Source organism: Streptococcus sp. 1559 (assembly GCF_013276735.1).
GTDB classification, from domain to species: domain Bacteria; phylum Bacillota; class Bacilli; order Lactobacillales; family Streptococcaceae; genus Streptococcus; species Streptococcus pseudopneumoniae.
This window is the reverse complement of record NZ_VMLO01000009.1, coordinates 25,351-48,592: the sequence shown is the minus strand read 5'-3', so window position 1 is coordinate 48,592 and position 23,242 is coordinate 25,351. Positions and strand designations below refer to the sequence as shown.

Here is a 23,242-nt window from a genome sequence, read left to right as displayed (position 1 = left end):
GATATGGGATTATTTGACCGTCTATTCGGAAAAAAAGAAGAACCTAAAATCGAAGAAGTTGTAAAAGAAGCTCTGGAAAATCTTGATTTGTCTGAAGATACAGAAGCTGAGGAAGTTTCTCAAGAAGATGCAGAGGTTGAAAGTTCTGAAGAAACTCTGCTCCAAGAAGAGGAAAATCAAGAGACAGTTGAAGAGAGTCAGGATTCAGAGCCAACTGTAGTAGTTTCTCAAGAAGAAGTCGAAGAATTGCCAAACTCAGAAGAAGTCGCAGATGAAGAGAATAATGAGTTCGTAGAGACTGTAGAAGAAAATAGTTCTGAAGTTCTTGAAGCAGAAACGCCTCAAGTAGAAGAAACTGTTCAGGAAAAATATGACCGCAGTCTTAAGAAAACTCGTACAGGATTTGGTGCTCGTTTGAATGCCTTCTTTGCTAATTTCCGCTCTGTTGACGAAGAATTTTTCGAGGAACTGGAAGAACTGCTGATTATGAGTGACGTTGGTGTCCAAGTCGCTTCTAACTTAACAGAGGAGCTACGTTACGAAGCCAAGCTTGAAAACGCCAAGAAACCTGACGCACTACGCCGTGTCATTATTGAGAAATTGGTTGAGCTTTATGAAAAGGATGGAAACTATGATGAAAGTATCCACTTCCAAGATGGCTTGACAGTCATGCTCTTTGTTGGTGTTAATGGTGTTGGGAAAACAACTTCTATCGGGAAACTAGCCCACCGCTACAAACAAGCTGGCAAGAAGGTTATGCTAGTTGCGGCAGATACTTTCCGTGCAGGTGCAGTTGCACAGCTAGCTGAATGGGGCCGTCGTGTTGACGTTCCAGTTGTAACTGGACCTGAAAAAGCTGACCCAGCCAGCGTGGTCTTTGATGGTATGGAACGAGCTGTAGCAGAAGGAATTGATATTCTCATGATTGATACTGCTGGTCGTCTGCAAAATAAGGATAACCTTATGGCCGAGCTAGAAAAGATTGGTCGTATCATCAAACGTGTTGTGCCAGAAGCACCGCATGAAACCTTCTTGGCTCTGGATGCTTCAACTGGTCAAAATGCCCTGGTGCAGGCCAAAGAATTTTCGAAAATCACTCCTTTAACAGGAATTGTCTTGACTAAGATTGATGGAACTGCTCGAGGTGGTGTTGTTTTAGCTATTCGAGAGGAACTTAATATTCCTGTAAAATTGATTGGTTTTGGTGAAAAAATCGATGATATTGGAGAATTTAACTCAGAAAACTTTATGAAGGGTCTCTTGGAAGGCTTAATCTAATCAGAAGTAAAAATCCTGCAAGGTTATCTTGCAGGAAATTTTTTATTCTAGTCTACCATCTTGACGATAGGCGATATCTGGTTGCCAAGTCCATTTGGCACCGAATTTTTCAAGTAAGTCAAAACTAGCTTGAGGTCCCATGCTTCCAGCTTTATAGTCATGAAGTGGGGCACCATTTTCAGCCCAGAGCTCTTCGATACGGTCAATCAATTTCCATGACGCACCTACTTCATCCCAGTGGCTAAAGTTAGTTGAGTTGTTATTTAGGACATCATAAATCAATTTCTCGTATGGTTCTGGAGAGGCACCAGTTGCGGTCGCATCTGTACGGTAATCCAGTGAGTTAGGAGCCAAGTTAAATTTTTCTCCTACCTGCTTACCATTTAGGCTAAGAGAGAAGCCTTCTGTTGGTTGGATATAGATGGTCAAAATGTTTGGAGCAAGTGGTTCTCCAAAGATAGAGTCCATTTGTTTAAAGACGATGTTGACATGAGTTCCTTTTTCAGTCAGACGTTTACCAGTACGGAAGAAGAAAGGAATACCACGGAATCGATCGCTGTCTACAAAGAAAGCACCAGATGCAAAGGTTTCAGTTGTTGATTCTGGATTTACATTTGGCTCGCTACGGTAAGAGATATATTTCATGCCATCAATCTTACCTGAACGGTATTGACCGCGGATAAAGTGTTCTTTAAGCTCTTCATCCGTTGGATGATAGAGGTTTTTAAAGACCTTAATCTTTTCGGCACGGATCTCATCTTTTGTGAAGCTGGCTGGTTTGTCCATAGCAAGGAGGGAAAGGAGTTGTAGAGTGTGGTTTTGTACCATGTCACGGAGGGCACCAGATTCATCATAATAGCCACCACGTTCTTCTACGCCTAAGCGCTCCGCAAAGGTAATTTGAACATTGTCGATAAAGTCTTTGTTCCAAACGTTTTCAAAAATCAAGTTTGCAAAGCGGACTGCAAAGATACTTTGGATCATTTCCTTACCAAGATAATGGTCAATACGGAAAATTTGTTCTTCGTCAAATGTTGCTAGGAGCTCGTCATTCAACTTGCTTGCAGTTGCGTAATCTGTACCAAATGGTTTTTCAACGATTAAGCGTTCAAAACCTTTACCGTCAACAATGTTTTCAGACTTGAGGTGTTTTGCTATAGTTCCAAAGAACTGAGGCGCCATAGACAAGAAGAATAGCTTGTTGTGTTCAGCTTGGTACTTGTCATTTAGTTCAGCCTGCAATTGACGCAAAGCAATGTAGTGCTCTGTATCATTGACATCATGACTTTGATAGTAGAAGTGGCTAGCGAACTCTTGAGCCTGTTCGGTACTATCTGCCAAATCAAGGATCGATTCGACTACAACAGATTCAAAATATTCCTTGCTCCAAGGACGACGGGCAGTTCCAATAACGGCAAAATGTTTGGAAAGATTGCCGGATTTATATAGTCTAAATAGGGAAGGGTAGAGCTTGCGTTTAGCCAGGTCTCCACTCGCACCGAAAATTGTAACAATAACCTTAGATGACATCTAGCTACCTAATTTCTATTTTTATTCCTAGTCTTGCTAGGTATGAGGAAACCTCATTTCATAAACTTAATTCTAACATAATTTTCCGAAAAATCAAAAATTCCAATACGAGGTAGAAAAAAACTGCAAGGAAATCCTTACAGTTTGCGTTTAAACGTTTAAGACCTTGTCCAAGAAATCTTTCAGACGTGGGTGTTGTGGGTTATCAAAGATTTGATCAGGTGTTCCGTCTTCAAGGAATTCACCATCTGCAGTAAAGATAACGCGGTTAGCAACCTGACGAGCAAATCCCATCTCATGGGTTACGATAATCATGGTCATACCTTGCTTAGCCAATTCCTTCATAACGTTTAGTACGTCTCCGACCATCTCAGGGTCAAGGGCAGAAGTTGGTTCATCAAAGAGCATGATGTCTGGATTCATTGCAAGTCCACGAGCGATGGCTACACGTTGTTTTTGACCACCTGACAGGCTATCTGGACATGCCTTAGCCTTATCTGCTAGTCCAACCTTTTCAAGCAACTCCATTCCCAATTTTTCAGCTTCTTCCTTAGTCATCAACTTGTGCTCAATAGGAGCAAAGGTGATGTTGTCCAATACAGACATGTGTGGGAAGAGATTGAAGTGTTGGAACACCATTCCGATATTTTCACGGACGTGGTCAACGTTGGTTGTTTTTTCAGTTAAGTCATAACCGTTCACAGTGATGTGACCGCTAGTAACTTCTTCCAAAAGATTTAGGCTACGAAGGAAAGTTGACTTACCAGAACCTGAAGGACCAATGATACAAACAACATCTCCTTCATAGAACTTGGTCGTAATTCCTTTTAAAACTTCATTTTTTCCGTAGCTTTTGTGTAAATCATTTACATCAATTTTTAATTTTGCCATTAACGAATCCTCTTTTCTAAGCGTTTCGCTAGTTTAGTCAAAAGTGTGATAATTACAAGATAGAAGATAGCAAGGATTGCATACATCTTGAAACTTTGGTAGTTACGGGCAATGATAATCTTACCAGTTTGGAAGAGTTCAACCAAACCGATAGCAGATACGATGGTTGTATCTTTAAGTGCGATAACGAATTGGTTAACAAAGTTTGGCAACATCAATTTAGTTGCTTGTGGCAAGATAATCTTACGCATAGTTTTTCCATAAGAGATACCCAAGCTTCGACTGGCTTCCATTTGGCCAACTGGAACGGCCTGAATACCACCACGAACGATTTCAGCGATATAAGCGGCTGCATTGAGAGAAAGGGCAATAGTACCAGCTACAAAGTCGTTAATTGGACTTTGTTGGCCTGTAATAGACTCGATGAAGTTTGGAATTCCCCAGAAGATGAAGGCTGCAAGAATCATCAATGGAATACCTCGAATAACGTCAACGAAAATCTCAGAAATCACACGAAGAGATTTATACGGGCTGACACTAAACATACCGAAGATAATTCCGATAACAATAGCAATAGCAAATGAGATAAGAGCTAGAGCAAGAGTGATACCAAGCCCGCTAAGGAGTTGTTTGTAGTTGTTTTGAAGCAGACCCCAGATAGTTGTCTCATCAACAGTGCTTGTTGAAGCGGTTGAAGACTCACTAGCTAGGTATTTATCAAGAATCTTTTGGAATTCACCGTTTGCTTTAAGGTTAGCAAGTCCGTTATTGAACATTTCAATCAATTCTGGATTTGCTCCTTTTTTAACGGCAAAGGCTGTTTCACCGATTGGAGTTCCAGCGATTGGGGTTTTCAATTTTTGTCCTTGGCTGATAGAATATTTGAGAACAGGTTCATCATCCATAACGGCATCAATGGCACCAGTATTTAAACTGTCATACATTGATGAACCATCAGCGAAGGTTTTGATTTTGTAACCGTATTTGCTTTGGTTTTCAGTTAGGAAGGTTTGAGAAGCAGTTCCGTTTTTAACACCGACTGTTTTCCCTTTCAAATCTTCATAAGAAGCAATGGTGCTTGATTCTTTGACACCAAGGATAGTATTAGCAGTGTAGTATGATTCTGAGAAGTCAAAAGTTGCCTTACGAGCATCTGTGACAGACATACCAGCAATGATACCATCAGCTTGTCCAGCTTGAACAGCACTGATAGCGGCATCGAAACCAGGGTTGGTGATTTCAATTTCAAAACCTTGGTCTTTAGCGATTGCCTTAATCAATTCCATATCAATACCAGTGTATTGGTTACTTGAGTTTTGGAAAACAAAAGGTGCAAAAGAAGAATCGCTGGCAATGATATATTTAGCCTTAACGGGAATAGCTTTTAAGCCTGCAAGAGTAGTTGTAGTTGGCACTGCTGAAGACGATGAAGCAGTCCATTTTTTGATGATTTTATCAAGGCTACCATCTTTTTTCATTTCAGCCAAGGCTTGGTTAAATTCAGTAACCAGGTGCTCGTATTTGCTTCCTTTTTTCACACCGAAAGCAAAACTTCCTACAGCTTCCCCATCCATTTCAATATGAAGGTCTTGACCTTGGTTAATAGCATACTCGATAACAGGTTTGTCATCCATCATGGCATCGATGGCACCAGCACTCAAGCTGTTGTTCATCAAATCACTAGTGTCAAATGTTTTAATAGTAAAGCCGTATTTATCTTTGATTGTTTCAAGAAAACGTTGAGCAGCAGTTCCGTTTTTAACACCAACGGTTTTGCCAGTTAATTGGTCATATTTACTAATCTTGTGTGATTTTGTAGTAGCAATGACAACTTTTGTATCATAGTAAGTATCAGACATGGTGAAGACTTTTTCACGTTCTTTAGTCTTTGTCATCCCTGCCATGATGGCATCAGCTTGCCCAGCTTGAACCGCATTTACCGCTGCATCAAATCCAGGATAGGACATCTGAATATTCCATCCTTTAATCTCAGCGACTTTGTTAATAATGTCAACATCAATTCCTTTATAAGTTTGATCTGAATCTTTAAACTCAAAAGGTGCATAGGCGGTATCAGACACAATCTTAATCGTCTCTGCTTTCGCAATACCTAATGAGAAAATTGGGAATAAAATTAGCAAAAATGCTAGAAATTTTTTCTTCATTTTTAGTCTCCTTTTCCGAATATTTTCCCATTATATCAGAAAAAGTAAAAAAAGGCAAATCTTTATATTTCTGTGTCAGAAAATGTAACATCCATAATTCTTGTTTTGACTTGAATCACACAACAGAAGTGCTATAATAAAGGTATATCATATAGTAAAAGAGGATAAAGTTATGAAAGACAAAAGAATCTTAAAAGACTTTGAAACTTCTAAAATGAGTTTAAACATTTACACAAGCCCCTTGCTGGCCTTTGCTTTTGTCTTCATCGGAGAGTTTGTGGCTTATACTCTGTATGGTATTAGTTTCTTAGCTCTCATCGGACTTGCTAGAAATTTTGGAGAGGCTGGTCAAAATCTTGCAACCTACTTGCAGACCTTGCAGCAGAGCTTGACGGATAAAACAGGTGACTTTCGTTTAATTTTAGAATTGCTGGCCTTTGGTTTCATTCTCAATACTGTGTTCAGATGGACAAGAAAAGTTGAGAAAAGACCGATTCGAACCTTGGGATTTTATAGAGAGAATTGCCTCAGTGATTTTCTTAAAGGATTTGGTCTAGGTTTGGCACTTTTTCTTCTGACCTTGTTAGGTTTGGTGGTCTTAGGTCAATATCGTTTGGAATCCATTCACTTGAATCCTTATTCTCTTGCCTTTGTCGTCTTTACTATCCCATTTTGGATTTTACAGGGGACAGCAGAAGAATTGGTTACTCGTGCTTGGCTGATTCCACAATTGGCTAAGAGAACCAATCTTAAAGTCGCTATTATCATATCTAGTAGTCTCTTTACCTTACTTCATTTAGGAAATCCATGCATAACTTTCTTATCTGCAATTGATCTCTTTTTATTTGGGGTTGCCATGTCCCTATATCTTCTTAAAACAGATACTATATGGGGTATAGGTGGTATTCATGGAGCTTGGAATTTCGCACAGGGAAATCTCTTTGGAGTATTAGTTAGTGGTCAGTCTTCAGGAACATCAATCATGAAATTTACTCCACAAGGCAATCAAGACTGGCTATCTGGTGGGTCTTTTGGTATTGAGGGTTCCATCGTGTCCAGTATTATTTTGTTTCTGCTGATTCTTTATCTCGCTTATCAATTGAAGAAAGAAAATGAAAGGATGTGACTTCGGTCCGTCCTTTTCTTCGTGAAAATGCTACAAGTATGCTAAAATAGGAATAGCATATCGAGAGAGGATTCTTATGATTAACCGCATTACAGATAATCAATTTAAACTAGTATCAAAATATCAACCTTCAGGAGACCAACCTCAAGCTATTGAGCAGTTGGTTGATAATATCGAGGGTGGAGAAAAAGCTCAGATTCTGATGGGGGCGACTGGAACAGGGAAGACCTATACCATGAGTCAGGTCATTTCCAAAGTCAATAAACCCACTCTGGTCATCGCCCACAATAAGACTCTGGCAGGCCAGCTCTATGGAGAGTTCAAAGAATTTTTCCCTGAAAATGCTGTTGAGTATTTCGTATCTTACTATGACTATTACCAACCTGAGGCCTATGTCCCTTCCAGTGATACCTATATTGAAAAGGATAGCTCTGTCAATGACGAGATTGACAAACTCCGCCACTCAGCGACTTCAGCCCTTTTGGAGCGTAATGATGTTATTGTCGTGGCCTCAGTCTCTTGTATCTATGGTTTGGGTTCGCCCAAGGAATACGCTGATAGTGTCGTGAGTCTCCGTCCTGGTCTAGAGATTTCTCGTGATAAACTCTTGAATGATTTGGTTGACATCCAGTTTGAACGTAATGATATTGATTTCCAACGGGGGAGATTTCGTGTACGTGGGGATGTAGTGGAAATTTTCCCAGCTTCCAGAGATGAACACGCTTTTCGGGTAGAGTTTTTCGGGGATGAGATTGACCGTATTCGTGAGGTTGAGGCCCTGACGGGTCAGGTATTGGGAGAAGTGGATCATTTAGCGATTTTCCCTGCGACTCACTTTGTGACCAATGATGACCACATGGAAGTTGCCATTGCTAAAATTCAGGCAGAGTTGGGAGAGCAGTTAGCTATCTTTGAGAAGGAAGGTAAATTGCTTGAAGCCCAACGTTTGAAACAGCGGACAGAGTATGATATCGAAATGTTGCGTGAGATGGGCTATACCAACGGGGTTGAGAACTATTCACGTCACATGGATGGACGGAGTGAGGGCGAGCCTCCTTATACCCTTCTCGACTTCTTCCCAGATGATTTCTTAATTATGATTGATGAGAGCCACATGACCATGGGGCAAATCAAAGGCATGTACAATGGAGACCGTTCGCGTAAAGAAATGCTGGTTAATTATGGTTTCCGTTTGCCGTCAGCCTTGGACAATCGACCTTTACGCCGTGAAGAATTTGAAAGCCATGTGCATCAGATTGTTTACGTTTCAGCGACACCAGGTGACTATGAAAACGAGCAGACTGAGACAGTGATTGAGCAAATCATTCGTCCGACAGGACTCTTGGATCCTGAGGTGGAAGTCCGTCCGACTATGGGACAGATTGATGACCTTTTGGGTGAAATCAATGCTCGTGTTGAAAAGAATGAACGAACCTTTATCACCACTTTGACCAAGAAAATGGCAGAGGACTTGACCGACTACTTTAAGGAAATGGGCATCAAGGTCAAGTACATGCACTCGGATATCAAGACTTTAGAACGGACGGAGATTATCCGTGACCTGCGCTTGGGTGTCTTTGATGTCTTGGTCGGAATCAACCTCCTTCGTGAAGGAATTGACGTACCTGAAGTGAGTCTCGTAGCCATTCTTGATGCTGACAAGGAAGGCTTCCTTCGTAACGAACGCGGACTTATCCAGACCATTGGACGTGCCGCCCGTAACAGTGAAGGTCATGTCATCATGTATGCGGATACTGTGACTCAGTCTATGCAACGTGCCATCGATGAAACCGCTCGCCGTCGGAAAATCCAGATGGCTTATAATGAAGAGCATGGTATCGTACCACAAACCATTAAGAAAGAAATCCGTGACCTGATTGCTGTGACCAAGGCAGTTTCTAAGGAAGAGGACAAGGAAGTCGATATCAACAGCCTCAACAAACAAGAACGCAAAGAACTTGTCAAGAAACTAGAAAAACAAATGCAAGAAGCCGTCGAAGTGCTTGACTTTGAACTAGCAGCTCAGATACGTGATATGATGCTGGAAGTCAAGGCGTTAGATTAACGAACGTTATAATATAATAGATAGGAAGATATGGTAACAAATAAAACAAGATATATAGGGATTGAATGCTGTAGAATTATAGCTATGTTGATGATTTGTAATTTACATGTTTTAGGTGTGGGAGGAATATTAGATAAAGTCGAGTATCAAAAAGATATATATTATTTTCTTGCTAATATCTTAGAAGGTTTTTCTTATCCAGCTGTTAATATTTTTATTTTAATTAGTGGTTACGTGGGTCTATATTCACAGTTTAGTTATAAAAAAATGTCTAAGTTTTGGTTACAAATTATTTTTTATACTATATCAATTACATTGGCTTTTGCAGTTTTTTCAAAATCATCTGTAACTCCAACTGAATGGTTTTATGCCTTAACCCCAATCAGTAATGGTCAGTATTGGTATATGAGTTGTTATTTTGGCTTGATGTTAATAGCACCATTATTAAATCAGGCAATTTTAACAATGAAGAAAGAATTATTGATTCCAATAATAACAGGAGGATTTATATATTTCTCTATTATTCCTACAATTTTCAAACAAGATTCATTAGGAATATGGAGAGGTTATAGTGTTCTATGGATGATATTACTCTATATAGTGGGTGCTATAATCAGAAAATTTAAGTATGAAAGCTATTTTCAATCATGGAAAGTTATTTTCAATCATGGAAAGTTATTTTTGGGATATTATTATTAACAAGTCTAACTTTTGTATTGTATTTCTTTAATTATGAACAGTGGAGGAGTTATAGTTCACCGACAGTGACTCTTCAAGGAATATTGATATTTTTATTATGCTTAAATATAAAAAACATTCCACTTTCACTTGAAAAAATAGTTCTATTTTTATCTCCGCTTACATTGGGCGTTTATCTATTTCATGTTCATCCTCTTATTTTCAGGAGAATTCTACCTAGCATAAATTTCTTAATTGATGGGTAAGAATTATCTATGTTTGCTATTATTATTTTTATAGTAACATTTTTATTATTTTTTGCAGGAGCTATTTTTGAATTTATTAGGAGAATACTAATAGATAAAATTTTAAAAATAACAAACGTGTTAATGAAACAATAGAAGGAGAAAATATGTCCCGTTCCCAATTAACGATTTTAACAAACATTTGTCTGATTGAAGACCTCGAAAACCAGCGCGTGGTGATGCAGTATCGCTCTCCTGAAACCAATCGCTGGTCAGGTTATGCCTTTCCTGGAGGTCATGTTGAAAATGGTGAGGCTTTTGCAGAGTCTGTCATTCGTGAAATCTATGAAGAAACAGGATTGACTATCCAAAATCCTCAACTGGTAGGTATCAAGAACTGGCCTCTGGATACAGGTGGGCGCTATATTGTCGTTTGTTATAAGGCGACTGAGTTCTCTGGTACCCTTCGCTCTTCAGAAGAGGGAGAAGTTTCTTGGGTGCAAAAAGACCAGATTCCAAACTTGGATCTGGCCTATGATATGTTACCTTTGATGGAGATGATGGAAGCTCCTGACAAGTCTGAATTTTTCTACCCTCGCCGTACAGAAGACGATTGGGAGAAAGAAATTTTTTAGTTCTATGATTAGTTGATAGGTGTTATCTTTTAAAGTACGGTACTGAAATATAGGCTAAGTATGGCGATGTAAGTCAACTGAATATTGCTAAATTTCCTATCTATATCTTGAACAATCTCCATCTTCAATTTTGAAATCGGAGATTGTTTTATTTTATGGTATAATCTTAAAATATGAAAGGAAGTACCAGAAAATGGATGATAAAGTAATTGAACAATATAAAAGTCATGATAATCTTGATATTCGAGTAGAATTGCATAAGAAGTATTCAAAAAATAAATTAGGATTTAATAATTGGATATTTTCTAACTACCAAATCACTGATGAAGTAAAGGTTCTAGAATTGGGATGTGGTACAGGAGAACTGTGGAAAAGTAATAGTGATTCTATAGATAAAATGAAGCAGTTGGTTGTTACAGATTTTTCTAAAGATATGGTAAAATCAACGAAGTCAGTGATTGGAAATAGAGACAATGTTAACTATGAAATAATGGATATTCAAAAGATTTCTTTTGAGGATGAAACGTTTGATATTGTTATTGCTAATATGCTTCTACATCATGTAAATGATATTCCTAAAGCGCTCTCTGAGGTGAATAGAGTCTTAAAAACAGGCGGAATTTTTTACTGTGCTACATTTGGTGAAAATGGAGTTGTAGATTATTTGGCAAGTTTATTTAAAGATGAGGTTAATCAAGATTTAGAAAATAAAACGTTTACTTTACAAAATGGTAAAAGGTACCTGAGTAGGTATTTTAACTCTGTCGATACATTACTCTATGATGATGAGTTACAGGTAACTAGCATAGATGATCTAGTTAAATACATCCAATCCTTTAAAGGAATTTCAGAAATAGGTTCGCTAGAAGAAAAAGTCATTCGTAAAAGATTGGAAGTACATTTTCATAAGGGGAAGTTAATTATTCCTAAAGAATATGGTATGTTTATTGCTCGAAAGTAAAATTAAGGGAACGAAATTGTGAAAAATTAAGGAGAAACTTTTCAATATAAAATCAAGCGGATAGTCTTTAGAGCCTGCTATAGCTGATTCTATATAAAATTCTCAATCTTTTGGATTTGGAGAAGTTTCTTGGGTGCAAAAAGACCAGATTCCAAACTTGGATCTGGCCTATGATATGCTATCTTTGATGGAAATGATGGAAGCTCCTGACAAGTCAGAGTTTTTCTACCGCCACCGTACAGAAGATGGCTGGGAGAAAGAAATTTTTTAATCCTTTACTAAATAACCTAGCTGATCCAAGGCCTCCTCGATATAGTGGAGGTCTTGTTGTGTTTCAGCTTCGACTAGGTGGTAATGGATGCCATCTGTCAATTCAGACAGAGGTCTAAAGTCAGAATGATCGACTTGTTCTAGAAAATGTTGCACATCTCTGCGACAAGACAGTTTCAGCAAGGTTTCGATTTCTCCATAAACGGGATGGTCAATCAAGGTATTTTGAACACGTCCACCATTATCAACGATAGCAAGGAGTTCTTGACCGATCTCTTCAACTTCATGTTTAACTTTGAAAAGTTTGTGGACGTATGGATTAACATCAACTTGCTTATAGACGTAGCCACGATTGGTGGATAGGATAGGAGCGCCATCGGCTCTCAAAATTGCAATGTCCTGCACAATGACCTGACGTGTGACATGAAAATGTTCCGCCAAACTTTGGCCATTAAGGGCTTTAGGAGCTTCTTTCAAGAGTTGGAGCAGAGCTTGTTTGCGATCTTTTGTCATAGCTTTTCCTTTTAACGGCGTTTTCGAAGCACTTTATAGACAGCTAGTGCTAATGTATAGTCTACCATACTATGTATAATTGTACCAAATCCAACTAGCACAAATAGAACATAAAACATATTTTCTACATTGGTACCAGAAGTTGCGTAAAAAAGGACACAGGCTAATACTTCAGCAAGGGCATGGATAAGCGCTAAAACAAAGTTAAAAACCCAAGAAGATTTTGGTTTATCTAGGGTATCGGGGAATTTTTGTAGGTAAAGAGCCCCCAAAGTCCCAAAAAAGATATGGGAAAAAGCTCGAAAAACGATAACCATGGGATAGCCAGCCATCAAAAATCCAAAACTAGAGGCTAGGATGACAAAAACAGCCATCAAGGGCGACAAGAACATGGCGATAAAAATAGCGATGTGGCTCCCCAAAGTGTAAGAAGCAGGAGGAATGACAATTTTAAAAGGCATAACAATTGGAATCAAAATCGCAATAGCCGTTAAGAGGGCAGTCATTGTCATAAATTGTGTCTTTTTCCGTGTGTTCATAAGAATCTCCTTTTTAACTGTATATACACTAGTATAGTACAACAAACAAGACAATAAAGCAAGGATTTACTTGAGTTTATAGGCCATTTTAAATTAAATATTGGTAAAGATTTCACTAAAAAGAAACTGTATAGAGCAAAATCTCCACCTTCAAGCTTGAAAGTGGAGATGTTTTTATTTTTTCAAAGTCTGTAGTCTTGGAACAATGGCTAAGGTTAGAACTGCGGAAATAACTAATTCGGCAATCGAATTTGTTGAGATAACAGTTGCTAGGAGTTTTTGGATATTACCATCAAAAACATTTCCAAAAAGGTAGAAAATTCCACCAAGTACAAAGACTGTGTTGGTAAGTGAACCAAGGGCACCAGCTAAAATAAGACCAGTTTTATTTTTCATCAGTTTATAGACTAGATACGGAGTTAAACCAATCAAAATACGTGGGACGATGGCAATGATAGCTGAGTAGATGTTTCCGTTTGGTACAAAAGGTGAGAAGAGGTAGCTTGTTGGTAGAATTGTAATCGTATTAACTGTCAAGCTAAGTAGTCCCATTAAAAATCCAAGTGTAACCCCAACTCGTGGACCGTAAATAATGCTGGCAATAATGACAGGAATATGAACGATAGTCGGTTTGATTGGGAATGGAAAAAGGTTAAAGATAAGCGAGCTCAGAAAGTGTATCACGAGCATGGTTGCAAAAAAGATAGCAATGGGTGCAATATTAGAGCGTTTTTTCATCGAGAGTTTCCTTTATTCTTTCTAAAATAATTGTGAGGTCGGCTAAAGCTCCTCGTCCGTGGTCTCCACAAGCTAGTAGGGATTCCTTAGGAGCAATCAGCTGATAGCCGTAGGTTTCTAATGTTTTTAGATTAGCCTGAGTTGCTGGATGGTCATACATTTTTGTATTCATAGCAGGAGCTATTAGTTTAGGAATATGACTGGGCAAGGCTAGAGCTGTACAAGTTACCATGTTGTCCGCAAAACCATGGGCTAGTTTTGCAATAGTGTTAGCTGTTGCAGGGGCCACGATGAATACATCCGCCTTTTTTCCAAGTTCGATATGATTGACTTGATTGGGATAGGGTTCTTTCATAACATCCAGGTGGACAGGATTCTGTGAGAGTACCTGTAGTGTCAAAGGTTGGATAAACTCTGTAGCAGCCTGAGTCATTAAGACAGTGACTTGATGACCTTGTTTTTTTAGAGAACTGACTAAATCTGCCGACTTGTAAGAGGCGATTGACCCCGTTACAGCCAAGAGAATGTTTGCCATAGCTTTCCTTTCTAAGAATGATAGGCTTGAATTTTTTCAAGGAGGAGTTTTGCAATTTCTTCTTTGGTCTGGACTGTTTGAAGCTGATCTTTCTCAACAAAGATTGCTCGATGTTGATTTGCTGAAATTTGAGTCAGGTCATTCGCAATGATTAAGTCAGCTTGGTTCTTGATAAGACTTTTTCTAGCAATGTCAACCAGATGGTCTTCGGTAACATCAACCAGTAGCTTAAAGCCAATCAGATGAATAGCAGGATTCCATTCCTTGACTAGAGAGATGATTTTGGGTGTCTTTTTAAGGAACAAAACTTGAACATCATCAGTTGAAGAAATCTTAGCTTGATGATTTTGCTTGCTTAAAAATTCTTCCAAATTAGAGCTAGCCTGAACCTCCTCAAGCCCCGTCATATAAACAGGAGTGTAGTCAGACACCGCCATTGAGTGAATCAAAACCTGATAGTCCTTAACACGTTCTTGCATTTCTAGTAGAAGGTCCTTGGTATTGTTAATTTCTCGAATACTTAGGTTAGGATGGGCTTCTGGCTTCACAGCTTGTTTTGTAGTAATTAAACAAACTTCATGCCCTGCAGCAAGCAAGGTTTCTGTGATGATTTTTCCCAAGTGACCTGTAGAATGGTTAGTGATAGAGCGGACGCTATCGATAGCTTCACTGGTACCGCCCGATGTAACTAAAATTTTCATAGCACTATTGTACACAAAAATAAACGGTAAGTAAAATGAAAGTGATGAAAATTAAGTAAATTAATATATGGTCGATTTTGACAATCTCTCCTGTTTATAGGATAATAGAAATATATGCAATAAGGAGAATGCTGAATGAATTTTTTTAAATTTGCTGACAATTTTACAAAAGAAGCTAGTAAGGTATTGAATGATGCTGGATCCGCTACCAGTAAAGTATTAAATGAAGCAGGTAAATTTACTGGAGAAGCTATTACAGAGTCTGTAAAAGTTATTGAAGATGTTTCAAGTCAGGTTGGCGATGTTATCACAGATGTTTCTGAAAAAGCTATTGGGGTAGCTAGTGATGTGGTAGAACATGTAACTAAAGCTTCATCGGAAACTTTTAATGAAGCAGGTAAAATAGTGAATAATACGAAAGAACAAATTGATGCTGTTGACCTTTTTAATTCTAAACTTAGACAAGAAGCTGTCGAGGAATATAAAGAATCTATAAGATTGTATAACGATGAAGCTGATAATTTAGCTAATAAATCAACAGAACTCTATCAGATTAGGGAAAAAGCGGTCAAAGTTGTAAAAATTATTGAAGAAAGAATTAGTAAGCTAGCAAATAAGCCAAAAGAGTTTGAAACAAAATTAGAAGAAATTGATGTTGAAATTCAGAATTTTGAAGATAAGCAAATTGCTATTTCACAGTCAATTAAGGAAGCTGAATTAGCAAGTGGTAGCACAGCGACTACGGCTTCTCTTAGCGCATTAGGAGTAACAGTTGCAACTTTAGGTCCTACTGCCGCTATGGGTGTTGCAACTACATTTGGTGTTGCATCAACAGGTACTGCAATTTCAAGTTTGACAGGTGCTGCAGCAAATAGCGCCGCTCTGGCTTTGTTAGGTGGTGGAAGTGTAGCAGCTGGTAACGCATTTTTAGCATTGGCTGGTCCTGTCGGTTGGGGAATTGCAGGCGTTATGTTGACCGCTTCTGTAGGCGCTGGTGTAGTAGCTAATAGGAAAAATGAAGAAGTTGCAAAAGAGGCTATAGAGGAACAGAAAAAGGTAGAATTGTTGGCTAGACAACTTAAAGAAAAAGTAATAGAAGTTACGGAATTAATAGAATTAACTGAAAAACAAACAGAAGGAATTTATTTAGCCAATTTATCTTTAACTGGAATGGACTATAGCTTATTTACTGAAGATGAAAAATATAAAGCAGGTAATTTAGTGAATTCAACATTATCACTGACAGCTATGATAAATAAGGAAATTAAAATAAATGGTTAATCAAATTTTTAATCAAGCATTTAACCAAGGTATTGGAGCATATATCAATTGCTTAAATAACTTAAGAATTCAAGACTTACAAATTGCTATGAAAATGATTGAGGATGAAGCTCGTAATGTCATTTTAAACAAGGACAATGCCTCTAAAATCTTAAACTATGCTAGAGATAACATTGAAGACGTTATTCTAAAGAATCGTGGAGGTGAATACGGCGGTCACGGTTTTATTGCTGAATTTGCAGAAGCAGGAATTGTGAATGCGAGAAGAGCTTTTGAAGGATTACATCCTATTGTAAAAGTATTGAATGATAATGGACCAGCTGATTTGTTAATTGGTAGAAATACCATTCAAATGAAGTTTTATAATAATTTACGTGATGAACTAGCTCAATCATTTAATTACAGTGCAAAAATGAGAATGATGTTTCCAAAAGATCACGTTCTAGTATTTGAAAAAATAATGGCTGAGGCCAAAGAAGTTGAATTTAATGGTAAACGATTATCTATTAAACAAATTACGGATATACGACAAATGATTAATGATATTACCGAAAGCAAGGGACTTACTTCATATAAATCTTGGATGAAATCATCTGTTCTAAATTATGATGATGCTCAAAGAAATTCAATAAATTCCATTTTAGATTCCGAGGAGAGGAATATTTGTAAAACTGTCAGACTAAAACAACAAGAGTTAAATAGAAAACGGTTAGTAGCACAAAAAAATTCATTACCAAGAATAAAAGAAGCTAACAAGATTGCAAGGAACGCCGCTTTTTTACAGGGGGGGGTTAGCTTTGATGTCAAGTGTGTATGGAAAATATAAAGATGGAAAAAGTATTTTCGAATTCGAACAATCAGATTGGTTAGATTGTGGATTGAATACAGCTGAAGGAGTTGTAAAGGGTGCAATATCTGGGTATTCCATTTACGGATTAACAAATGTCTTGGGGATTAGTGCTCCAAATGCTAGTGCTTTAGTTACGGCAACTTATGGAATGATAGACATTGTTCTAAAGTATAGATCTACAGAAATAACCCAAGATGAATTTATGAATCTCTTGACATTAAATGTAATGGATGCTTCCTTTGCAACAATTGGTGCTTGTATTGGTCAAGCAATGATTCCTATACCAGTTCTAGGTTCTGTAGTAGGTTCAATAGCCAGCTCAATCATTTGGGAAATAGGGAAGGGAATATTAAATGATAGCGAACAAAAAATCATTCAAGACTACCAGGAAAATCTGAATAATTACATAAAAATATTAGATAAGCATTATCTTGCTATTTATAATGAAATCATAGAAAAATATAAAAAACTGGGTAAATTACAAGATTACTCGTTTGATTTATCGTTAAACACTAAACTTAGTTTTGAATATTCTATTGAGTTGGCAGAAAAATTAGAAATTGAAGATACAATAATTTTACATAATTTATCTGAAATTGACAGCTATTTTCTTGACTAAATTATTTTTTCATTATTCTATAGTTTCAAACTATAAAGCCATATAAAATTTAAGAAAGGGCTCTAAAAACCTTAAAAATAAGGGATGTTTACGAACGTTTAGAGAGTTTTGGGATGTTAAAAATCTTGTTTTGTGTTATAATGAATTATCATATAAGAGGTTAGAGGAGTTTTGAATGAAAACAGATATTGAAATCGCACAGAGTATTGAGTTAAAGCCAATCGTTGATGTTGTAGAGAAACTTGGTATTTCTTACGACGATTTGGAGTTGTACGGAAAGTACAAGGCTAAGCTCAGCTTTGATAAAATTCGTGCAGTTGAGAGCAATCCAGTTGGGAAATTGATCTTGGTTACTGCTATCAACCCAACACCTGCAGGTGAAGGAAAATCAACGATTACCATTGGTCTTGCGGATGCCTTGAACAAGATTGGCAAGAAAACCATGATTGCTATTCGCGAACCATCTCTTGGTCCAGTAATGGGGATTAAGGGGGGGGCTGCAGGAGGTGGTTATGCCCAAGTTCTGCCAATGGAAGATATTAATCTCCACTTCACTGGAGACATGCATGCCATTACAACTGCTAACAATGCTCTTTCTGCCTTGATTGACAACCACTTGCACCAAGGGAATGAGCTGGGAATTGACCAACGTCGTATCCTTTGGAAACGTGTTGTGGATTTGAACGACCGTGCTCTTCGCCATGTGACCGTTGGACTTGGTGGCCCTCTAAATGGTATTCCACGTGAGGATGGCTTTGATATTACCGTCGCTTCCGAAATCATGGCGATTCTTTGCTTGGCAACAGACATCGAGGACTTGAAACGCCGTTTGGCTAATATTGTTATCGGTTATCGCTATGATCGTACACCTGTTTCTGTAGGTGATTTGCAGGTTGAAGGTGCCTTAGCTTTGATTTTGAAGGATGCGATTAAGCCCAACCTGGTTCAGACAATTTACGGAACACCTGCCTTTGTACATGGTGGACCATTTGCCAATATCGCTCATGGATGTAACTCTGTTTTGGCAACAAGCACAGCCCTTCACTTAGCTGATTACACAGTTACTGAAGCTGGCTTTGGAGCAGATCTTGGTGCCGAGAAATTCCTTGATATTAAGACACCAAACTTACCAACATCTCCAGATGCAGTAGTTATTGTCGCAACCCTTCGTGCCCTTAAGATGAATGGTGGAGTGGCTAAAGACGCTCTGACTGAAGAAAACGTAGAAGCTGTTCGTGTCGGTTTTGCCAACTTGAAACGCCATGTTGAAAATATCCGTAAGTTCGGTATTCCAGCAGTTGTTGCGATTAACGAATTTGTATCTGATACTGAAGCAGAAATCGCAGCCTTGAAAGAACTTTGTGCATCTATTGATGTACCAGTTGAATTGGCTAGTGTCTGGGCTGATGGTGCAGAAGGTGGAGTAGCACTTGCCGAAACAGTTGTTAAGACTATCGCTGAAAATCCAGCTAACTACAAACGTTTGTATGATAATGACCTTTCTGTCCAAGAAAAGATTGAAAAGATTGTTACTGAAATCTACCGTGGTAGCAAAGTGAACTTTGAGAAGAAAGCTCAAACACAAATTGCTCAAATCGTTCAAAATGGTTGGGACAAATTGCCAATCTGTATGGCTAAAACTCAATATAGTTTTTCAGATAATCCAAATGCACTTGGAGCACCTGAAAACTTTGAAATTACCATTCGTGAATTGGTGCCAAAATTAGGTGCAGGCTTTATCGTTGCCTTAACTGGTGATGTCATGACCATGCCAGGACTTCCAAAACGACCAGCTGCTCTCAACATGGATGTTGAAAGCGATGGAACTGTACTAGGCTTGTTCTAGTGGATTGTAATTGACTTTAAGTGAGTCTGGGACAAAAAGATTTTGATTTTAGGAATTCTTTATTATAAATTTTTAAAATCAATAGATTAAGAAAAAAAGCGAACAAGATAGAATTCTGAATGTCAGATAACTCGTTTTGTTCGCTTTTTATATTTAAGGTTAGACTTTTGTCCCAAACTCATTTTTTCTCAGACTGCAAGCAGTTCATCAATAAGATTTATATAGTGTATTGAATTTAGAATAGTACATCATAGTTTCTAAAGCATTATTAGGAATTACTTTAAAATTTCCTTATCAATTTGTTCACAGTCTATTTCAATCTACTATACTCTTCGAAAATCTCTTCAAACCACGTCAGATTCACCTTGCCGTATAGATGTTACTGACTACGTCAGTTCTATCNNGATTTTCATTGAGTATCAGTCCTCTTTCCCTTGGGAAGAGGCTTTTTAATACTAGGAAAAGGACAGTTAGAGTCTTCTGTGTTATACTAGAGATATGTTAGATTTGAAAGAATACGGTATCGTCATGTGGCCGGAGGAGAAGATTGTTTCTTTTCGTCAGAAACTCCTCACTTGGTATGATGAAAACAAAAGAGATTTACCTTGGAGGAGAAGTAAGAATCCTTATCATATCTGGGTGTCTGAAATTATGCTCCAGCAGACCAGAGTGGATACGGTTATCCCTTACTATGAACGATTCTTGGACTGGTTTCCAACAGTGGAAAGATTGGCGAATGCGCCTGAAGAGCGTTTGTTGAAGGCTTGGGAAGGTTTGGGTTATTATTCTAGAGTTCGTAATATGCAGGCTGCAGCCCAGCAGATTATGACTGACTTTGGTGGCCAATTTCCAAACACCTATGAAGGAATTTCCAGCTTGAAAGGAATTGGACCTTATACTGCAGGAGCCATTTCCAGTATCGCTTTTAATTTGCCTGAGCCAGCGGTCGATGGTAATGTCATGCGGGTTTTGGCACGTCTGTTTGAAGTCAATCACGATATTGGAATTCCAAGTAATCGCAAAATTTTTCAGGCAATGATGGAAATCTTGATTGATCCGGATCGTCCGGGTGATTTTAATCAAGCTTTGATGGACTTGGGGTCTGATATTGAGGCGCCAGTTAATCCTAGACCAGAAGACAGTCCAGTGAAGGACTTTAGTGCGGCATATCAGAATGGAAGCATGGAGCGTTATCCAATTAAGGCACCAAAGAAAAAGCCAGTTCCTATTTATCTTAAAGCCTTAGTTGTGAAAAATTCTCAAGGACAATTTTTGCTTGAAAAAAATGAAAGTGAAAAGCTATTGGCAGGTTTTTGGCATTTCCCATTGATAGAAGTTGATAACTTTTCGCAAGAGGAGCAGTTTGACCTCTTTCATCAGGTTGCAGAAGACAATGTGAACTTTGGTCCCAGTCCAGAGGAGATTTTCCAGCAGGACTATGACCTAGATGTTGCTTGGCTTGATGTTTATTTTGAGACTGTCAAGCATGTCTTTAGCCATCGCAAGTGGCATGTTCAAATTGTAGCCGGTCAGGTGACTGACTACCATGATTTTTCAGATAGGGAAGTTCGCTGGCTTTCACCAGAAGAGTTCAAGAATTACCCACTTGCCAAACCCCAACAAAAAATCTGGCAGGCTTATGCAAAAGCCAACTTAGACAGTAGCAAAGACTAGCTATTGTGTCTTCTTGCTATTTTTTTGGTATAATAGTAGAGAAAAAGGTGAACATATGAAAAAAATACTAATTGTAGATGATGAAAAACCAATCTCGGATATTATCAAGTTTAATATGACCAAGGAAGGTTACGAGGTTGTAACTGCTTTTAATGGTCGTGAAGCGCTAGAGCAATTTGAAGCAGAGCAGCCAGATATTATTATTCTGGATTTGATGCTTCCAGAAATTGATGGTTTAGAAGTTGCTAAGACCATTCGCAAGACCAGCAGTGTGCCTATTATCATGCTGTCGGCTAAAGACAGTGAATTTGATAAGGTTATCGGTTTGGAGCTTGGGGCAGATGACTATGTAACCAAACCCTTCTCCAATCGTGAGTTGCAGGCGCGTGTTAAAGCTCTTCTGCGTCGTTCTCAACCTATGCTAGTAGATGGGCAGGAAGCAGATAGCAAGCCTCAACCTATCCAAATTGGGGATTTAGAAATTGTTCCAGACGCCTACGTGGCTAAAAAATATGGCGAAGAACTAGACTTAACCCACCGTGAGTTTGAGCTTTTGTATCATTTGGCATCGCATACAGGTCAAGTCATCACGCGCGAACACTTGCTTGAGACTGTCTGGGGTTATGACTATTTTGGTGATGTCCGTACAGTTGATGTGACTGTCCGACGTCTGCGTGAGAAGATTGAAGATACGCCCAGCCGACCAGAGTATATCTTGACGCGCCGTGGTGTAGGGTATTACATGAGAAATAATGCTTGATTTACTGAAACAAACCATTTTTACCAGAGATTTTATCTTTATCCTGATTTTGTTAGGTTTCATCCTTGTTGTGACCCTCTTATTACTAGAGAATAGACGTGATAATATTCGGTTGAAGCAAATCAATCAAAAGGTTAAAGACTTGATTGCAGGAGATTATTCCAAGGTTCTTGATATGCAAGGTGGGTCTGAAATCACCAATATTACCAATAATTTGAATGACTTGTCGGAGGTTATTCGTCTCACTCAGGAAAATCTAGAACAAGAGAGTAAGAGGCTAAATAGTATTCTGTTTTATATGACAGATGGGGTTCTTGCGACCAATCGTCGGGGGCAGATTATCATGATTAACGATACAGCCAAGAAGCAACTGGGGCTGGTTAAAGAAGATGTTCTGAATAGAAGCATTTTGGAATTGCTCAAGATAGAAGAAGACTATGAATTGCGTGATTTGATTACCCAAAGTCCAGAATTGTTGCTAGATTCCCAAGACATCAATGGGGAATATCTTAGCCTTCGAGTTCGCTTTGCCTTGATTCGTCGAGAGTCTGGCTTTATTTCAGGTTTGGTGGCTGTTTTGCATGATACGACGGAGCAGGAGAAGGAAGAGCGCGAACGGAGACTCTTTGTTTCCAACGTTAGCCATGAGTTACGGACTCCTCTGACTAGCGTAAAATCCTATCTTGAAGCCTTGGATGAGGGAGCTTTGTGTGAAACTGTAGCACCAGACTTTATCAAGGTGTCTTTGGACGAAACCAACCGTATGATGCGGATGGTGACGGACCTCCTTCATCTTTCACGGATTGATAACGCCACCAGTCACTTGGATGTGGAACTGATTAACTTCACTGCCTTTATTACCTTTATCCTCAATCGTTTTGACAAGATGAAAGGACAGGAAAAGGAGAAAAAATATGAGTTGGTGAGAGATTATCCTATCAATTCTATCTGGATGGAAATTGATACAGATAAGATGACGCAGGTTGTCGACAATATTTTAAATAATGCCATTAAGTATTCGCCAGATGGGGGTAAAATCACTGTCAGAATGAAGACAACTGAAGACCAGATGATTTTATCCATTTCTGACCACGGTTTGGGGATTCCTAAGCAGGATTTACCACGTATCTTTGACCGTTTTTATCGTGTGGATCGTGCTAGAAGTCGTGCACAAGGTGGTACAGGTTTAGGACTGTCTATTGCCAAAGAAATTATCAAACAACATAAGGGCTTTATTTGGGCCAAGAGTGAATACGGTAAGGGATCAACCTTTACCATTGTGCTCCCTTATGATAAGGATGCAGTGAAAGAAGAAGTATGGGAGGATGAAGTAGAAGACTAG

Annotated in this window: 21 protein-coding genes and 1 pseudogene; 14 read left to right on the top strand and 8 right to left on the bottom strand. The window is 38.6% G+C overall.

The window, feature by feature from the left end; genetic code table 11:
* The first annotated feature begins 3 nt into the window (after nucleotides 1-3).
* Nucleotides 4-1,278 (top strand): signal recognition particle-docking protein FtsY, encoded by a 1,275-nt coding sequence (ftsY, locus tag HT688_RS02415; RefSeq protein WP_172923527.1) that lies wholly within the window; start codon nucleotides 4-6, stop codon nucleotides 1,276-1,278.
* Between the two features lie 42 nt (nucleotides 1,279-1,320).
* Here ftsY and zwf read toward each other — a convergent pair whose 3' ends face one another.
* The 3 genes from zwf to HT688_RS02400 form a co-directional block, all read right to left on the bottom strand.
* Nucleotides 1,321-2,808 carry a glucose-6-phosphate dehydrogenase gene (gene zwf / locus HT688_RS02410; RefSeq protein WP_172923526.1) on the bottom strand — a complete coding sequence of 496 codons (1,488 nt, stop codon included), beginning with the start codon at nucleotides 2,806-2,808 and terminating at the stop codon, nucleotides 1,321-1,323.
* Nucleotides 2,809-2,958: 150 nt separating this feature from the next.
* Nucleotides 2,959-3,699 carry an amino acid ABC transporter ATP-binding protein gene (locus HT688_RS02405; protein ID WP_172923525.1) on the bottom strand — a complete coding sequence of 247 codons (741 nt, stop codon included), beginning with the start codon at nucleotides 3,697-3,699 and terminating at the stop codon, nucleotides 2,959-2,961.
* Entirely contained in the window at nucleotides 3,699-5,864 is a 2,166-nt protein-coding gene (locus tag HT688_RS02400) for an ABC transporter substrate-binding protein/permease (protein ID WP_172923524.1), read from the bottom strand. The genes HT688_RS02405 and HT688_RS02400 overlap by 1 nt, the downstream gene beginning before the upstream one ends.
* 172 nt (nucleotides 5,865-6,036) lie before the next feature.
* On the opposite strand from HT688_RS02400, the gene HT688_RS02395 reads away from it, so the two are divergent.
* From HT688_RS02395 to HT688_RS02370, 6 genes and pseudogenes are all read left to right on the top strand, one after another.
* Nucleotides 6,037-6,990 (top strand): CPBP family intramembrane glutamic endopeptidase, encoded by a 954-nt coding sequence (locus HT688_RS02395; RefSeq protein ID WP_172923523.1) that lies wholly within the window; start codon nucleotides 6,037-6,039, stop codon nucleotides 6,988-6,990.
* 76 nt (nucleotides 6,991-7,066) lie between these two features.
* Nucleotides 7,067-9,055: an excinuclease ABC subunit UvrB gene (uvrB, locus tag HT688_RS02390; protein WP_172923522.1), complete on the top strand. Its 1,989-nt coding sequence runs from the start codon at nucleotides 7,067-7,069 to the stop codon at nucleotides 9,053-9,055.
* A gap of 30 nt (nucleotides 9,056-9,085) precedes the next feature.
* Nucleotides 9,086-9,754: an acyltransferase family protein gene (locus HT688_RS11640; protein ID WP_240148156.1), complete on the top strand. Its 669-nt coding sequence runs from the start codon at nucleotides 9,086-9,088 to the stop codon at nucleotides 9,752-9,754.
* A gap of 391 nt (nucleotides 9,755-10,145) precedes the next feature.
* Nucleotides 10,146-10,613 carry an 8-oxo-dGTP diphosphatase gene (locus HT688_RS02380; RefSeq protein ID WP_172923521.1) on the top strand — a complete coding sequence of 156 codons (468 nt, stop codon included), beginning with the start codon at nucleotides 10,146-10,148 and terminating at the stop codon, nucleotides 10,611-10,613.
* Between the two features lie 193 nt (nucleotides 10,614-10,806).
* Nucleotides 10,807-11,574, top strand: a complete 768-nt coding sequence (locus tag HT688_RS02375) for a class I SAM-dependent methyltransferase (RefSeq protein WP_172923520.1) — start codon at nucleotides 10,807-10,809, stop codon at nucleotides 11,572-11,574.
* A gap of 103 nt (nucleotides 11,575-11,677) precedes the next feature.
* Nucleotides 11,678-11,845: pseudogene (locus HT688_RS02370) on the top strand (8-oxo-dGTP diphosphatase); the annotation flags it as partial.
* On the opposite strand, the gene HT688_RS02365 reads toward HT688_RS02370, so the two are convergent.
* The 5 genes from HT688_RS02365 to coaB form a co-directional block, all read right to left on the bottom strand.
* Entirely contained in the window at nucleotides 11,842-12,357 is a 516-nt protein-coding gene (locus tag HT688_RS02365) for a transcription repressor NadR (RefSeq protein WP_172923519.1), read from the bottom strand. The pseudogene HT688_RS02370 and the gene HT688_RS02365 overlap by 4 nt on opposite strands.
* An 11-nt stretch (nucleotides 12,358-12,368) precedes the next feature.
* Entirely contained in the window at nucleotides 12,369-12,896 is a 528-nt protein-coding gene (locus HT688_RS02360) for an ECF transporter S component (protein ID WP_172923518.1), read from the bottom strand.
* Nucleotides 12,897-13,070: 174 nt separating this feature from the next.
* A complete protein-coding gene (locus HT688_RS02355) occupies nucleotides 13,071-13,634 on the bottom strand; it encodes an ECF transporter S component (RefSeq protein WP_000747412.1) in 564 nt (187 codons plus the stop codon).
* Complete coding sequence (coaC, locus tag HT688_RS02350; RefSeq protein WP_172923517.1) at nucleotides 13,618-14,169, bottom strand: phosphopantothenoylcysteine decarboxylase; 552 nt, start codon at nucleotides 14,167-14,169, stop codon at nucleotides 13,618-13,620. Before coaC ends, HT688_RS02355 begins: the two co-directional genes overlap by 17 nt.
* Nucleotides 14,170-14,180: 11 nt before the next feature.
* Complete coding sequence (gene coaB, locus HT688_RS02345) at nucleotides 14,181-14,870, bottom strand: phosphopantothenate--cysteine ligase (RefSeq protein WP_172923516.1); 690 nt, start codon at nucleotides 14,868-14,870, stop codon at nucleotides 14,181-14,183.
* Between the two features lie 135 nt (nucleotides 14,871-15,005).
* Between coaB and HT688_RS02340 the strand changes: the two genes are divergently transcribed.
* The 7 genes from HT688_RS02340 to vicK all read left to right on the top strand — a co-directional run bounded on the left by HT688_RS02340 (nucleotide 15,006) and on the right by vicK (nucleotide 23,242).
* The gene (locus HT688_RS02340) at nucleotides 15,006-16,151 is read left to right on the top strand and encodes a kinetochore Spc7 family protein (protein WP_172923515.1); all 1,146 of its coding nucleotides are present in this window, start codon (nucleotides 15,006-15,008) and stop codon (nucleotides 16,149-16,151) included.
* A complete protein-coding gene (locus tag HT688_RS11635) occupies nucleotides 16,144-16,977 on the top strand; it encodes a hypothetical protein (protein ID WP_240148155.1) in 834 nt (277 codons plus the stop codon). Before HT688_RS02340 ends, HT688_RS11635 begins: the two co-directional genes overlap by 8 nt.
* Complete coding sequence (locus HT688_RS11630; RefSeq protein ID WP_240148154.1) at nucleotides 16,952-17,620, top strand: hypothetical protein; 669 nt, start codon at nucleotides 16,952-16,954, stop codon at nucleotides 17,618-17,620. The genes HT688_RS11635 and HT688_RS11630 overlap by 26 nt, the downstream gene beginning before the upstream one ends.
* 175 nt (nucleotides 17,621-17,795) lie before the next feature.
* Nucleotides 17,796-19,466: a formate--tetrahydrofolate ligase gene (locus HT688_RS02330; protein ID WP_172923514.1), complete on the top strand. Its 1,671-nt coding sequence runs from the start codon at nucleotides 17,796-17,798 to the stop codon at nucleotides 19,464-19,466.
* 498 nt (nucleotides 19,467-19,964) lie between these two features.
* Nucleotides 19,965-21,140: an A/G-specific adenine glycosylase gene (mutY, locus tag HT688_RS02325; RefSeq protein WP_172923513.1), complete on the top strand. Its 1,176-nt coding sequence runs from the start codon at nucleotides 19,965-19,967 to the stop codon at nucleotides 21,138-21,140.
* A gap of 55 nt (nucleotides 21,141-21,195) precedes the next feature.
* The gene (gene vicR / locus HT688_RS02320; RefSeq protein WP_172923512.1) at nucleotides 21,196-21,900 is read left to right on the top strand and encodes a cell wall metabolism response regulator VicR; all 705 of its coding nucleotides are present in this window, start codon (nucleotides 21,196-21,198) and stop codon (nucleotides 21,898-21,900) included.
* Nucleotides 21,893-23,242, top strand: a complete 1,350-nt coding sequence (vicK, locus tag HT688_RS02315) for a cell wall metabolism sensor histidine kinase VicK (protein ID WP_050090938.1) — start codon at nucleotides 21,893-21,895, stop codon at nucleotides 23,240-23,242. Before vicR ends, vicK begins: the two co-directional genes overlap by 8 nt.

What these genes read in the sequence shown, in the direction of transcription:
- zwf (WP_172923526.1), bottom strand. Translation starts at nt 2,808, where the DNA reads ATGTCATCTAAGGTTATTGTTACAATTTTCGGTGCGAGTGGAGACCTG.
- mutY (WP_172923513.1), top strand. Translation starts at nt 19,965, where the DNA reads ATGTTAGATTTGAAAGAATACGGTATCGTCATGTGGCCGGAGGAGAAG.
- vicK (WP_050090938.1), top strand. Translation starts at nt 21,893, where the DNA reads ATGCTTGATTTACTGAAACAAACCATTTTTACCAGAGATTTTATCTTT.
- HT688_RS02365 (WP_172923519.1), bottom strand. Translation starts at nt 12,357, where the DNA reads ATGACAAAAGATCGCAAACAAGCTCTGCTCCAACTCTTGAAAGAAGCT.
- HT688_RS02405 (WP_172923525.1), bottom strand. Translation starts at nt 3,699, where the DNA reads ATGGCAAAATTAAAAATTGATGTAAATGATTTACACAAAAGCTACGGA.
- HT688_RS11640 (WP_240148156.1), top strand. Translation starts at nt 9,086, where the DNA reads ATGGTAACAAATAAAACAAGATATATAGGGATTGAATGCTGTAGAATT.
- HT688_RS02380 (WP_172923521.1), top strand. Translation starts at nt 10,146, where the DNA reads ATGTCCCGTTCCCAATTAACGATTTTAACAAACATTTGTCTGATTGAA.
- HT688_RS02400 (WP_172923524.1), bottom strand. Translation starts at nt 5,864, where the DNA reads ATGAAGAAAAAATTTCTAGCATTTTTGCTAATTTTATTCCCAATTTTC.
- ftsY (WP_172923527.1), top strand. Translation starts at nt 4, where the DNA reads ATGGGATTATTTGACCGTCTATTCGGAAAAAAAGAAGAACCTAAAATC.
- HT688_RS02330 (WP_172923514.1), top strand. Translation starts at nt 17,796, where the DNA reads ATGAAAACAGATATTGAAATCGCACAGAGTATTGAGTTAAAGCCAATC.
- HT688_RS02360 (WP_172923518.1), bottom strand. Translation starts at nt 12,896, where the DNA reads ATGAACACACGGAAAAAGACACAATTTATGACAATGACTGCCCTCTTA.
- coaC (WP_172923517.1), bottom strand. Translation starts at nt 14,169, where the DNA reads ATGGCAAACATTCTCTTGGCTGTAACGGGGTCAATCGCCTCTTACAAG.
- HT688_RS02355 (WP_000747412.1), bottom strand. Translation starts at nt 13,634, where the DNA reads ATGAAAAAACGCTCTAATATTGCACCCATTGCTATCTTTTTTGCAACC.
- HT688_RS11630 (WP_240148154.1), top strand. Translation starts at nt 16,952, where the DNA reads ATGTCAAGTGTGTATGGAAAATATAAAGATGGAAAAAGTATTTTCGAA.
- HT688_RS02395 (WP_172923523.1), top strand. Translation starts at nt 6,037, where the DNA reads ATGAAAGACAAAAGAATCTTAAAAGACTTTGAAACTTCTAAAATGAGT.
- uvrB (WP_172923522.1), top strand. Translation starts at nt 7,067, where the DNA reads ATGATTAACCGCATTACAGATAATCAATTTAAACTAGTATCAAAATAT.
- vicR (WP_172923512.1), top strand. Translation starts at nt 21,196, where the DNA reads ATGAAAAAAATACTAATTGTAGATGATGAAAAACCAATCTCGGATATT.
- HT688_RS02340 (WP_172923515.1), top strand. Translation starts at nt 15,006, where the DNA reads ATGAATTTTTTTAAATTTGCTGACAATTTTACAAAAGAAGCTAGTAAG.
- coaB (WP_172923516.1), bottom strand. Translation starts at nt 14,870, where the DNA reads ATGAAAATTTTAGTTACATCGGGCGGTACCAGTGAAGCTATCGATAGC.
- HT688_RS02375 (WP_172923520.1), top strand. Translation starts at nt 10,807, where the DNA reads ATGGATGATAAAGTAATTGAACAATATAAAAGTCATGATAATCTTGAT.
- HT688_RS11635 (WP_240148155.1), top strand. Translation starts at nt 16,144, where the DNA reads ATGGTTAATCAAATTTTTAATCAAGCATTTAACCAAGGTATTGGAGCA.